Source organism: Paucibacter sp. B51 (genome assembly GCF_027863535.1).
GTDB classification, from domain to species: Bacteria; Pseudomonadota; Gammaproteobacteria; order Burkholderiales; family Burkholderiaceae_C; genus Paucibacter_A; species Paucibacter_A aquatilis.
Genome location: NZ_JAPIVN010000001.1, coordinates 2,559,890 through 2,572,730, shown reverse-complemented (window position 1 = coordinate 2,572,730; position 12,841 = coordinate 2,559,890). Strand labels below are relative to the sequence as shown.

The window sequence follows — 12,841 nt, the reverse complement described above, 5'->3', positions numbered from 1 at the left end:
GCTCGTATCAAGAAAAGCAACGCCGCCCGGCACCAAGGAGTTCAGGAACGATGTTCGAGGATAGAAGTTACAAAAGAACGTTTTACAGCGCACCTCAGTCCATCGAATCGTTCATCGCTGCCTTCATGGAGCCCGGCCTGGTGGTCTTGTGCTACCTGGCGGTGAATCACTATTTCGGCGAGCCCATCGTGCGCTCGGACCTGACGTTGTGCTTGCTCGTGTTTGCGCTGACCTTTCCAGGGCGCAATCGTTTCGCCGATACCACCATCAGCGCAGCCATCGATGTCATCGGCTCCTGGCTGGCTCTGCTCTTCATCCTTGGCTTGTGTGGTTATGCGACCAACAGCATGGGCTATTTCGAGGACAAGGTGCTGATGTGGTGGATCGCGCTGACGCCGGTGTTGCAAATCGTGGCCATCAAGTGCGGCGCCCTGCTGCGCCGCCGCCGTGTCCGCGCGACACGGCGCGGTGCCGTGATCGTGGGCGCGGGGCCGCTGGGCGCCAAAGTGGCACGCGCCCTGCGCGACGGACCGGACAAGGGCATCGACTTTCTCGGCTATTTCGACGACCGGCAGGATGAGCGGTTGCACCCGGATGCACACGCCAAGCTGCTGGGCATGCTCAGCGAACTGAGTGACTATGTGCGCAAGCACAGTGTTCGCGAGGTCTACATCACCCTGCCCCTGGGCTCGCAGCCACGCATCGTGCACCTGCTGGAGCAGATTCAAGGCACGACCGCCAGCCTGTTTTTCGTGCCCGATGTGTTCGGCATCAGCATCATCCAGGGCCGACTGCAGGACATGAACGGCGTGCCCGTGGTGGGCATTTGCGAAACACCCTTTACCGGCACCAACGAGTTGATCAAACGCCTCAGCGACATCGTGCTGGCTTGCGTGATTCTGGTGCTGATTTCACCGATCTTGCTGGCCGTGGCGATTGGCGTGAAGCTCAGCTCACCCGGGCCCATCATCTTCAAGCAGCGCCGCAACGGCCTGGATGGCGAAGAGATCATCGTCTACAAATTCCGCTCCATGCGCACCATGGACAACGGCCCGGTGGTCAAGCAGGCCACCAAGGACGATCCACGCATCACCAAGTTCGGCGCCTTCATCCGCCGAACCTCTCTGGACGAATTGCCGCAGTTCATCAATGTGTTGCAAGGCCAGATGAGCATCGTTGGCCCGCGCCCGCACGCCGTGGCCCACAACGAGGAATACCGCAAGCTGATCAAGGCCTATATGGTTCGCCACAAGGTCAAGCCCGGCATCACCGGCTGGGCCCAGGTCAACGGCCTGCGTGGTGAAACCGACACGATCGACAAGATGAAAGCACGGGTCGAATACGATCTGGAGTACCTGCGGAATTGGTCCCTGGCCCTGGATCTGCAGATCATCGTGCGCACCGCACGGCTGATGCTGTTTGACCGCCATGCCTACTGAATCCCTGATTGCGGGCGGCCTGCGCGCAAGCGGCACCTGCCTGCCAAGCCCGGCGCCGACGAATGCCGCCCCTGGTTCCCCAAGGAAGCCCATGTCTGTTTCGCTGAACCGCCCCCTGCCGCCCGCTGCGCTGGGGCTCCTGAGCCTGCTGGGATGCTGCCTGGCGAGCCCGGCCCTGGCCGACGCCAACCCCTACTACGTGGGTACGGCGCTCAACCTCAGCCACGTCTCCAACATCTACCGCCAAAACAACAATGCCAACAGTGACCGCGTGGTCAGCGCCTCGCTGCTGGCAGGCATCGACCAGACCTTTGGCCGCCAACGCCTGAATCTGGATGCCTCTTTGCAGGCCAATCGCTACCAGAACAACAGCGAGTTGAACAACCGCGGCTACACCCTCAAAGGCGGGCTGGACTGGTCCACGGCAGAGCGCCTTTCGGGCAGCGTCAAGGTCAACAACAGCCAATCCCTGGCGACCTACAACATTGGCAGTGGCATCGCGCCCATCTTCAAGAAAAACATTGAGAAGAACACAGCCGTGGATGCGGTGCTGCGCGTGGGCCTGGTGACCAAATTCTCGGCAGAAGCCTCTGCTGGCCAACGCAGCCGACGCTTCAGCGCCATCGAGTACAGCCGCTTGGAAGTCGACCAGACCCGTTACTCTCTGGGTCTGACCTACAGCCCCAGCCCGAATTTGCGCCTCGGCGTGGCGGGACGCCACACCCGGGATCGTTTCCCGCGCTTCACATTGATCAACCTGCTCAATGCCGAGTACCAAGCCTCCGAGTTCACACGGAAAGACATCGATCTGACCGGACGGGCCGTGCTCAGCGGCGCCAGCTCCATCGATGGACGAATCAGCCACGGCCGATCGCGCGTGAAGCTGGGGGCGGGCAATGATTTCAATGGCACGACCGGCCAACTGACCTGGACCTGGTTGCCGACGGTACGCTGGAACATTGCCACCACCCTCAGCCGGGACACAGGCCTGGAAACTTCCTTCTTCCGGGTCGGCGGCAACACCTTGAATGCCGACCAAAACCGCGTCACGACCTCGGCCCAGCTGGCGGTCAGCTATGAGCTCACGGCCAAGATCGTTCTCAACGCCAGCGCCAGCAGCTCGCGCGCGGAACGCGTCGATGACTTTCTGGGTCAGCAGGCCAAAAGCCAGGACCGCGACACGGCCTACAGCCTCGGTGCGCGCTGGCTGTATTCGCGCAGCATTCAGCTCGGCTGCCAGTACACCAAGAATTCGCGCAGTAGCACCATCGTCCAGTATGTCTACGACGCCAACAGCTTCGGCTGCTACGGTCAAATGGTTCTGAACTGATGAGCCGACTGGCATCCCCATTGCAAACACTTCGCAACTCTCTCCATGGCTGAAACCATTCTTCTGACCGGCGCCACAGGCTATATCGCCTCTCACACCTGGCTGGCCTTGCAGGCCGCTGGTTATCAGGTCGTGGGCGTCGACAATTTCAGCAACAGCTCGCCCGAAGTGCTGAAGCGCCTGGCGCAGCTCGGTGGTCAAACACCGGTGTTCGAACAGGCCGATGTCTGCGACCCAAGCGCCTTGGCACAGGTGTTTGCAAAGCATCAACCTCAAGCGGTCGTCCATTTCGCGGCCTTCAAGGCAGTGGGCGAATCCACCCAGCAACCCCTCGCCTACTACCGCAACAATCTGGGCGGCTTGGTCAACACCTGCGAGCAGATGCAAGCCCACGGCTGCAAACGCATCGTCTTCAGCAGCAGCGCCACGGTTTACGGTGTGCCGGAGCGGCTGCCGCTGCGCGAGGATGCGGCCCTGTCAGCCGTCAACCCCTACGGCGCCACCAAGCTGATGGGTGAAACCATTTTGCGCGATCTCGGTGCGGCGGATCCGAGCTGGCAAACCGCTTGCCTGCGCTATTTCAACCCGGTGGGCGCACATGAAAGCGGTCTGATCGGTGAAGATCCCCGTGGCACGCCCAACAACCTCATGCCCTATGTCGCTCAAGTGGCCGTGGGCCGCCGACCGCGCCTGCAGGTCTTCGGCAATGACTACGACACGCCAGATGGCACCGGCGTGCGCGACTACATCCATGTGCTGGACCTGGCCGAGGGCCATGTGGCGGCGCTGCGCTTCTTGCTGTCGGGCCCAGAGTCGATCACGGTCAACCTGGGCACCGGTCAGGGCTACAGCGTGCTGGACCTGGTCAAAGCGTATGAAGCGGCCAGCGGCCAAGCGGTACCCTATGACATCGTGGCGCGACGCCCTGGCGATGTGGCGGCCTGTTATGCCGACCCGACCCTGGCCCAGCAGCGCCTGGGCTGGCAAGCCCGGCACACGCTGGCCCGCATGTGCGAGGACAGCTGGCGGTGGCAGCGCATGAATCCGCAAGGATTCGAACCCTCTTGAGATCCAGACTTGAAGAAAAGACTCATGAACCGAATTCAAGTTCAGCCGGTCATCATGGCCGGCGGCAGTGGCACCCGGCTGTGGCCCCTGTCACGCGCCGGATATCCCAAGCAGTTCCTGGTGCTGTCGGGCAACAGCAGCTTGTTTCAGCAGGCCGCCACACGCCTGGGCCGATTGGGCGCCGAAGACCTGGATGTCTTGGGGCCGATGATTGTCGGCAATGAAGAGCACCGCTTTCTCGTGCTGGATCAATTGCGCGAAACCGGCCTGGAGCCTTCAGCAGTGCTGCTCGAACCCTCCGGACGCAACACAGCGCCGGCCCTGACCCTGGCGGCCTTGGCGGCGCTGCAGAACGGGCAGGACCCGGTGCTGGTGGTCACACCTGCCGACCAGACCGTGACTCAGGCCCAAGCCTTCACTGGAGCGCTGCAAGAAGCGGTGCGCTGCGCGGCCGAGGGCGCCATCGTGATCCTGGGCATCACCCCCGATCGCGCTGAAACAGGCTATGGCTACATCCGTGCTGCACGCGATGAGCAGGGACTGGCCGTGGCTCAGTTTGTGGAGAAGCCCGATGCCGCCACAGCCACGCGCTACCTGGCCGAAGGTGGCTATTTCTGGAACAGTGGCATGTTTGTGCTGCGCGCGAGCGTCTGGCTGCAAGCCTTGCGTCGCTTCCGCCTCGACATCGCTGAGGCGACGCAAGCCGCTTGGGACGTACGCCAGACCGATGCGAAATTCGTGCGCCCAGGCAAGGCTGAGTTTGCCGCCGTGCCCAGCGAATCGGTGGACTACGCCGTGATGGAGCGCTGCCCGGGCAGCGACATCCCCTTGCGCATGCTGGCCCTTGATGCCGGCTGGAATGATCTGGGCGCCTGGGAGGCTGTCTGGCAGGTGGCGGACAAGGATGCCGATGGCAATGCCTGGCAGGGCGATGCCATCATCAGCGACAGCCGCAACACCTTGGTGCATGCCACCAGCCGCCTGGTCAGCGTGGTCGGCCTGCAGGACATCGTGGTGGTCGAGACCCCCGACGCCGTGCTGGTCAGTGACCGCGCGCGCAGCCAAGAAGTCAAGAAGATCGTTGCCCGGCTGGATGCGGAGAAACGCGGCGAGCAGACCCTGCACCGCAAAGTCCATCGCCCCTGGGGCTGGTACGACAGCATCGACTCCGGCGCACGTTTCCAGGTCAAGCGCATCATGGTGAAACCCGGCGCCTCGTTGAGCCTGCAGATGCACCACCATCGCGCCGAGCACTGGATCGTGGTGTCTGGGACGGCCGAAATCACCAATGGCGACAAGGTCCTGCTGCTGAGCGAAAACCAAAGCACCTACATCCCACTCGGCCAGACCCACCGCCTGGCCAATCCAGGCCGGGTGCCATTGGAAATCATTGAGGTACAGTCCGGCGCCTATTTGGGCGAGGATGACATCGTCCGCTTTGAAGACACCTACGGCCGCAACTGAGCCGAACCTGCCGCGAGCGAGAGCCCGCTCACATTTTTTCTGAGTTTCCATCATGAGCATCATTGCCGTCGTCGGTCTGGGTTATGTCGGCCTGCCCCTGGTTGTGGCGTTTGGCAAGCACAGCCGCACCATCGGCTTTGATATCGCCAAGGACAAGGTCGCCAAATGCCAGGCCGGCACCGACCCCTCGCGCGAACTCGAAGACGCCGAAATGGCCTTGGCCGTGCATGCCGAGTACAGCCACGATCCCGCCTGCCTCGCCGAAGCCGACGTCATCATCGTCGCCGTGCCCACGCCGGTGGACGAGGCTCATATCCCTGACTTCAGGCCCCTGATCGGCTCCAGCACCAGCGTGGGCCGCCACATGAAGAAGGGCGCCATCGTTGTATACGAAAGCACCGTCTATCCCGGTGCGACCGAAGAGGTCTGCATTCCCGTGCTGGAGCGCGAGTCGGGCCTGAAGTGGAAGCAGGACTTCTTTGTCGGTTACAGCCCCGAGCGCATCAACCCGGGCGACAAGGAGCACACGCTGACCAAGATCCTGAAGATCGTCTCCGGCGACACCCCGCAGACCTTGGACACGGTCGCGCAAGTCTACGAGCGCATCATCAAGCCGGGCGTGCACCGTGCCGCCAGCATCAAGGTGGCCGAGGCCGCCAAGGTGATCGAGAACACCCAGCGCGACCTGAACATTGCGCTGATGAACGAACTGGCCATCATCTTCGACAAGATCGGCATCGACACCAGCGAAGTTCTGGAGGCCGCCGGCACGAAGTGGAACTTCCTGAAGTTCAAGCCGGGCTTGGTCGGTGGCCACTGCATCGGAGTCGATCCCTACTACCTGACGCACAAAGCCGACATGCTGGGCTACCACCCACAAGTCATTCTGGCCGGACGCCGCATCAACGACAGCATGGGCAAATTCATTGCCGAGCAGACCATCAAGCAGATGATCGCGGCCGGCTCCCCCATCAAGGGTGCCAAGGTCAATGTGCTGGGCCTGACATTCAAGGAAGACTGTGCCGACCTGCGCAATTCCAAGGTCATCGACATCATTCGTGAGCTGCAAAGCTACGGCGTCGAGGTGATCGTGACCGACCCGGATGCGGATGTCGAAGAGGCAGTGCATGAGTACGGCGTACGACCGGTCACTTGGGCCGAGTTGCCACGTGCCGATGCCATTGTCGCGGCCGTGGCACACAGGAGCTACAAGCAGCTGACCGTGCTCGATTTGGTTGGCAAAGTGGTACCGGCCGGAGCTTTCATTGACGTTAAGGCAGCGTTTGACGCAGCAGCCCTCACCGCGGCAGGCTTGCGCGTTTGGCGTCTTTGACTGTCAATTCAGATTGAACAAGGCAAACAAGAAATGACCATCCTCGTCACCGGCGGCGCCGGCTTCATCGGCAGCAACTTCGTGCTCGACTGGCTGGCACAGTCGGACGAAAAAGTCGTCAACCTCGATGTGCTGAGCTACGCCGGCAATCTCGAAAACCTGGCATCCCTGCAAGGTGACGCACGACACGTCTTCGTTCAAGGCGATATCTGTGACCGCGCCTTGGTGGACCGCCTGCTGGCCGAACACCAACCCCGAGCGCTCGTGCATTTCGCGGCCGAAAGCCATGTCGACCGGTCGATCACCGGCCCAGGTGCCTTCATGCGCACCAATATCGAGGGCACCTACACCTTGCTGGAGGCCAGCCGCCAGTATTGGTCGGGCCTGAACGAGGAGGCCAAGGCGGCGTTTCGGTTTCATCATGTCTCCACCGACGAGGTCTACGGCAGCCTGGGCCCGCAAGACCCGGCATTCGCAGAGACCAAGACCTACGAGCCGAACAGCCCCTACTCGGCCAGCAAGGCGGCGAGCGACCACTTGGTGCGGGCCTGGCACCACACCTACGGTCTGCCGGTGCTGACCACCAACTGCAGCAACAACTACGGCCCCTATCACTTCCCTGAGAAGCTGATCCCACTGATGATCGTCAATGCGCTGGCCGGCAAGCCCTTGCCGGTGTATGGCGATGGTCAGCAGATCCGCGATTGGCTGTATGTCACCGACCATGCCTCCGCCATCCGTGCCGTGCTGGACGGTGGCCGCGTGGGCGAAACCTACAACATCGGTGGCTGGAATGAGATGGCGAACATCGACATCGTCAAGACCGTCTGCGCCCTGCTGGATGAGTTGCGCCCTGACCCCGCCGGCCCCTACAGCCGCCTGATCACCTACGTCAAAGACCGTCCCGGCCACGACCGCCGCTATGCCATCGACGCCCGCAAGGTCGAGCGCGAGCTCGGCTGGCGCCCGGCCGAAACCTTTGCCAGCGGCATCCGCAAAACGGTGCAGTGGTACCTCGACCACCCGGACTGGGTGGCACGGGTGCAGAGCGGCGCCTACCGTGACTGGGTCTCCCAGCAGTACGGAGCCTGAGGCCATGCGCATCCTCTTGCTCGGCAAGAATGGCCAAGTCGGTTGGGAGTTGCAGCGCGCGCTCAGCCCGCTCGGTGAGCTGATCGCCCTGGATCGACACGAAGGCGGCAATCTGGCCGACAGCGAGTCCTTGCAGGCCACGGTGCAGCGCTTCGTGCCACAACTGATCGTCAATGCCGCCGCCTACACCGCGGTGGACAAGGCCGAGAGCGAGCCCGCGTTGGCCCACCAAATCAACGCCACCGCACCGGGGCTGTTGGCCGCCGAAGCCGCCCGCCTGGGTGCAATGCTGGTGCACTACAGCACGGATTACGTCTTCGATGGCACAGGTGATCAGCCCCGCGACGAAACGGCTGACACGGCACCGCTGAGCGTCTATGGCGCCAGCAAATTGGCCGGCGAAGACGCCATCCGCGCCAGCGGTTGCCAGCACCTGATCCTGCGCACCAGCTGGGTCTATGCGGCCCGCGGCGGCAATTTCGCCAAGACCATGTTGCGCTTGGCAAGCGAGCGCGAGCAGCTCAAGGTCATTGCCGACCAGAGGGGCGCCCCCACGGGAGCCGACCTGTTGGCCGACCTCACGGCTCATATGGCCAGAGCCACACTGACGAACCCGAGCTTGAGCGGCACATACCACGCGGTGGCGGCAGGCGCAACCAGCTGGCATGCCTACGCCTGCCATGTCATTGAGACCGCCCGACGGCAAGGCCGCACGCTGCAGGTGGCGGCCGATCAAGTGCTGCCCATCTCGACCCGTGACTACCCCACGCCAGCACGTCGGCCCTTGAATTCACGCCTGTCGACAGCCAAACTCCAGAAAAACTTTGACCTTCGATTGCCGGACTGGACCGTCGGCGTCGACCGCATGCTGGCCGAGATCCTCTAACCCCACAATCGCGCCGCCTACACCCCAAGGGTGGGCCGCACGCCTGGAGCTTCCACATGAGTTCAAAGAAAAATCGCAAGGGCATCATCCTCGCTGGTGGCTCGGGCACACGCCTGCACCCTGCCACCCTGGCCATGAGCAAACAGCTGCTGCCGGTGTACGACAAGCCCATGGTGTACTACCCCTTGTGCACACTGATGCTGGCCGGTATCCGCGACATCCTGCTGATCAGCACCCCACAGGACATCCCTCGGTTCGAGGCCCTGCTCGGTGATGGGCAGCGCTGGGGCCTGAACATCAGCTACTGCGTGCAACCCAGCCCGGACGGCCTGGCCCAAGCTTTCATCCTCGGCCGCGACTTCATCGACGGGGCGCCAAGTGCGCTGGTACTGGGCGACAACATCTTCTACGGCCATGACTTCCAAGGCCTGCTCGGACATGCCAGCAACACCGAGACGGGTGCGACTGTCTTTGCCTACCATGTCACCGACCCGGAACGTTATGGCGTCGTGGAATTCGATGGCACACAAAAGGCCCTCTCCATCGAAGAGAAACCGCTTCAACCCAAGAGCAATTACGCAGTGACGGGGCTCTACTTCTACGACGAACAGGTGTGCGACATTGCAGCCGGGATCAAGCCCAGCGCACGGGGCGAGTTGGAGATCACCGACGTCAACGCGCAGTACTTGCGCCAACAGCAGTTGCAGGTCGAAATCATGGGGCGCGGCTACGCCTGGCTGGACACGGGCACCCATGACAGCCTGCTCGAAGCAGGTCAATTCATCGCCACGCTCGAAAAGCGACAGGGCCTGAAAGTGGCTTGCCCCGAAGAAATCGCCTTCCGGGCAGGCTGGATCAGCCCCGAGCAGTTGTCTGCCTTGGCCCAGCCCTTGGCCAAGAATGGCTATGGCCAGTACCTTAAAAAATTGCTCGCTGAGCAAGCATTCTGATGAAGATCACCCCGACCGCCCTGCCCGAAGTCCTGATTCTGGAACCGCGCGTCTTCGGTGACGCACGAGGTTTCTTCACCGAAAGCTGGAGCGAAAAAGTCTTCAACCAAGCCGTGGGAGCTGATTTCCACTTCGTTCAGGACAATCATTCCCGCTCCGCCCGAGGCGTGCTGCGCGGCCTGCATTTTCAGTTGCCGCCCCACGCCCAAGGCAAGCTGGTGCGCTGCGTGGCGGGTGCCGTGTTTGATGTGGCCGTGGACATCCGCCGGTCCAGCCCGAGTTTCGGACGGTGGGTGGGGGTGGAACTGAGCGCGGACAACCACAGGCAACTGTGGGTGCCTCCTGGTTTCGCCCACGGCTTCCTGGTGCTCAGCGACAGCGCCGACTTCCTCTACAAGACCACCGACACCTACGCACCGCAGGCCGAGGGCGCCGTGCGTTGGGATGACCCGGCCATTGGCATCATCTGGCCCGATGTTGGAACGACCCCACTGCTGGCAGAGAAGGACTTGAAAGCGCCCTTGCTGGCCGAAGCAACTCGGTTGTTCGACTGACATCGCGCCCATGCCTGAAGGTCAGGCCAAGGCCTGAGCGCAAAATCTCATCTTGCTGTTCCTCTCAACAAGCCCTGTGATCACAATGTGGATCCAGGGCTTGTTTCTTTGGGTTGCGGCCTATTCAGTCAGAGCGCCTGCCCGCGGCCGATGGCAAAGTGCTCGAAGCCCAGGGTCTTCATCAAGGCCGGCTCCCACTGGTTGCGCCCATCGAACACCACGGGCTGCTTCAGCGCGCGTTGGATGCCATCGAAATCCGGCGTTCGGAACTCTTTCCACTCGGTGATCAAGAGCAGGGCATCGGCCCCCTCGAGCGCAGCCTCCGCACTGGCGCAGAGCTGCAATCCGGCGTGATCACCCAGCAGGCGTTGAGCCTCCGGCATGGCCACGGGATCGTAGGCCGCCAAGGTGGCGCCGCGCCGCAGCAACTCCTGAACGATGACCAGGGCTGGCGCCTCGCGCATATCGTCGGTATTGGGCTTGAAGGCCAGGCCCCACAGAGCGAAATGGCGGCCTGTCAAGTCGGAGCCAAAGCGTGACACGACCTTGTCCACCAAGAGGAGCTTCTGGCGCTCGTTGGCCTGCTCCACGGCGGTCAGCACCCGCAGCGGGATGCCCTCACCTTCCGCTGCGCGGATCAGCGCTTTGACATCTTTGGGGAAGCAAGACCCGCCGTAGCCCGCGCCGGCGTAAAGAAAGCTGTAGCCGATGCGCGGGTCGGAGCCGATGCCGCGGCGTACCAGTTCGATGTCCGCGCCGACTTTCTCGGCCAGCAGTGCCATCTCGTTTATAAAGCTGATGCGGGTGGCCAGCATGGCATTGGCGGCGTATTTGGTGAACTCGGCACTGCGCAGATCCATCACGATCATGCGGTCATGGTTGCGCGTGAAGGGCGAGTACAGCGCCCGCATGAAAAGCGTAGCCTGTTCATCATCCGAGCCGACGATGATGCGGTCCGGCTTCATGAAGTCTTCGACCGCCGCGCCTTCCTTCAGAAACTCCGGGTTGGAGACCACCGAGAAATTCAGGTTGGAGCCGCGCTTGGCCAACTCTTCCGCCACCGCGGCACGCACGCGATCGGCCGTGCCCACGGGCACCGTGCTCTTGTCGACAATGACCTTGTAGTCGGTCATGCGCTGGCCGATGGAGCGCGCTGCCGCCAGCACATATTGCAGATCGGCCGAACCATCTTCATCGGGCGGCGTGCCGACGCCAATGAACATGATGGTGCCGTGGTTGACCGCTCGATCGATGTCGGTGGTGAACTGCAGCCGGCCCGCCGCCACATTTCGGCGCACGATGTCCAGCAAGCCCGGCTCGTGGATGGGGATCTGGCCCTCGTTGAGGATGCGAATTTTTTCCGGATTCACATCCAGACAAACGACATGGTTGCCCATCTCGGCCAGGCAGGCGCCCGTAACCAGACCCACATAACCCGTGCCAATGGCGGTGACTTTCATTCGGCGGCCTTGTCTTTCCTGATGTTTCGCGAAGTGGCTTGGCGACGCGCTAGCGTAGCGCCTGGCTGCAGTTTTAACCGCGAAATATGAAGGCCTGATGAGCCATTCGGACGAGGATCAAAGCCAAGAAGTAAAAGAAAGCCCGCCGGCGCGAACGCGGGCGGGCTTGGCTTTTGACGCAGCCACTCGGGCTGCGGCCTGGACGGGCCTCAGACCTTGAAGTAGTCGCGGTACCAGGCCACGAACTTGGCCACACCGTCCGGCACCGGCATGGCCGGGCGGAAGTTGGTCCAGGCGGCCAACTCTTCGACATCCGCATGCGTGGCGGGCACATCACCGTCTTGCAGCGGCATGAAATTCTTGATCGCTTCGCGACCCACCGCCTTCTCAATCGCCTCGATGAAGGCCATCAACTGGATCGGCGCATGATTGCCGATGTTGAACACGCGGTAGGGCGCGTTGGAGTGGGCCGGGTCGCTCTTGTCGGAGTCGTAACCTGGCTCCGGCGTAGCCGGGCGGTCCAGCACGCGCACTACACCCTCGGCGATGTCATCGATGTAGGTGAAGTCACGGATCATCTTGCCGTGATTGAAGACATTGATCGGCTTGCCTTCGATGATGGCCTTGGTGAACAGGAACAGGGCCATGTCCGGGCGACCCCAGGGGCCATACACCGTGAAGAATCGCAGGCCGGTGGTGGGCAGGCGGAACAGATGGCTGTAGGTGTGGGCCATCAGCTCATTGGCCTTCTTGGTGGCGGCATACAGGCTGACCGGATGGTCGACACTGTGGTGCTCGGAGAAAGGCATCAAGGTGTTGCCGCCGTACACGCTGGAACTGGAGGCATAGGCCAGATGCTGCACACCGTTGTGGCGGCAGCCTTCCAGGATGTTGGTGAAGCCGACGATATTGCTGTCGATGTAGGCATGCGGGTTCTCGATTGAGTAGCGCACACCGGCCTGGGCGGCCAGGTGGACCACCCGGTCGAACTTGTGATCCTTGAAGAGCTTCTCGATGCCGGGGCGGTCCGCCACATCCATCTTCACGAACTCGAAACCGGGCTTGCCGGTCAACCGAGCGAGGCGGTTGTGCTTCAGCGTCGGGTCGTAGTAATCGTTCAGATTGTCCAGGCCGACCACCTGGTCGCCTCGCGCCAGGAGGATCTGGCTGACATGCATGCCGATGAAGCCGGCGGCGCCGGTGACGAGTACTTTCACAAAATCTCCTGATTCATGTGCGGGGCCGCGAGTCTCGGCCTGGGCGCT

Annotated in this window: 11 protein-coding genes; 9 read left to right on the top strand and 2 right to left on the bottom strand. The window is 62.3% G+C overall.

Features of this window, described 5'->3' with window-relative positions; all coding sequences use genetic code 11:
• Positions 1–50 precede the first annotated feature (50 nt).
• The 9 genes from OOB33_RS11070 to rfbC all read left to right on the top strand — a co-directional run bounded on the left by OOB33_RS11070 (position 51) and on the right by rfbC (position 10,116).
• Positions 51–1,439, top strand: a complete 1,389-nt coding sequence (locus OOB33_RS11070) for an undecaprenyl-phosphate glucose phosphotransferase (RefSeq protein ID WP_271008714.1) — start codon at positions 51–53, stop codon at positions 1,437–1,439.
• Positions 1,440–1,530: 91 nt separating this feature from the next.
• Positions 1,531–2,769, top strand: coding sequence for an outer membrane beta-barrel protein (locus OOB33_RS11065; RefSeq protein ID WP_271008713.1), 1,239 nt, complete (start codon positions 1,531–1,533; stop codon positions 2,767–2,769).
• 45 nt (positions 2,770–2,814) lie between these two features.
• Positions 2,815–3,837 (top strand): UDP-glucose 4-epimerase GalE, encoded by a 1,023-nt coding sequence (gene galE, locus OOB33_RS11060; protein WP_271008712.1) that lies wholly within the window; start codon positions 2,815–2,817, stop codon positions 3,835–3,837.
• Positions 3,838–3,861: 24 nt separating this feature from the next.
• Complete coding sequence (locus tag OOB33_RS11055) at positions 3,862–5,301, top strand: mannose-1-phosphate guanylyltransferase/mannose-6-phosphate isomerase (protein ID WP_243392752.1); 1,440 nt, start codon at positions 3,862–3,864, stop codon at positions 5,299–5,301.
• A 52-nt stretch (positions 5,302–5,353) separates the two neighbouring features.
• The gene (locus OOB33_RS11050; protein WP_271008711.1) at positions 5,354–6,634 is read left to right on the top strand and encodes a nucleotide sugar dehydrogenase; all 1,281 of its coding nucleotides are present in this window, start codon (positions 5,354–5,356) and stop codon (positions 6,632–6,634) included.
• Between the two features lie 33 nt (positions 6,635–6,667).
• Positions 6,668–7,726: a dTDP-glucose 4,6-dehydratase gene (gene rfbB / locus OOB33_RS11045; RefSeq protein ID WP_271008710.1), complete on the top strand. Its 1,059-nt coding sequence runs from the start codon at positions 6,668–6,670 to the stop codon at positions 7,724–7,726.
• Between the two features lie 4 nt (positions 7,727–7,730).
• Entirely contained in the window at positions 7,731–8,612 is an 882-nt protein-coding gene (gene rfbD, locus OOB33_RS11040; RefSeq protein ID WP_271008709.1) for a dTDP-4-dehydrorhamnose reductase, read from the top strand.
• A gap of 56 nt (positions 8,613–8,668) precedes the next feature.
• Positions 8,669–9,562, top strand: a complete 894-nt coding sequence (rfbA, locus tag OOB33_RS11035; RefSeq protein ID WP_271008708.1) for a glucose-1-phosphate thymidylyltransferase RfbA — start codon at positions 8,669–8,671, stop codon at positions 9,560–9,562.
• Positions 9,562–10,116, top strand: coding sequence for a dTDP-4-dehydrorhamnose 3,5-epimerase (gene rfbC / locus OOB33_RS11030; RefSeq protein ID WP_271008707.1), 555 nt, complete (start codon positions 9,562–9,564; stop codon positions 10,114–10,116). The genes rfbA and rfbC overlap by 1 nt, the downstream gene beginning before the upstream one ends.
• A 128-nt stretch (positions 10,117–10,244) precedes the next feature.
• Here the strand turns inward: rfbC and OOB33_RS11025 are convergent, their stop codons facing one another.
• Positions 10,245–11,576 carry a UDP-glucose dehydrogenase family protein gene (locus tag OOB33_RS11025; RefSeq protein ID WP_271008706.1) on the bottom strand — a complete coding sequence of 444 codons (1,332 nt, stop codon included), beginning with the start codon at positions 11,574–11,576 and terminating at the stop codon, positions 10,245–10,247.
• A 209-nt stretch (positions 11,577–11,785) separates the two neighbouring features.
• Complete coding sequence (locus tag OOB33_RS11020) at positions 11,786–12,793, bottom strand: NAD-dependent epimerase (RefSeq protein ID WP_102767566.1); 1,008 nt, start codon at positions 12,791–12,793, stop codon at positions 11,786–11,788.
• Between the last annotated feature and the right edge of the window lie 48 nt (positions 12,794–12,841).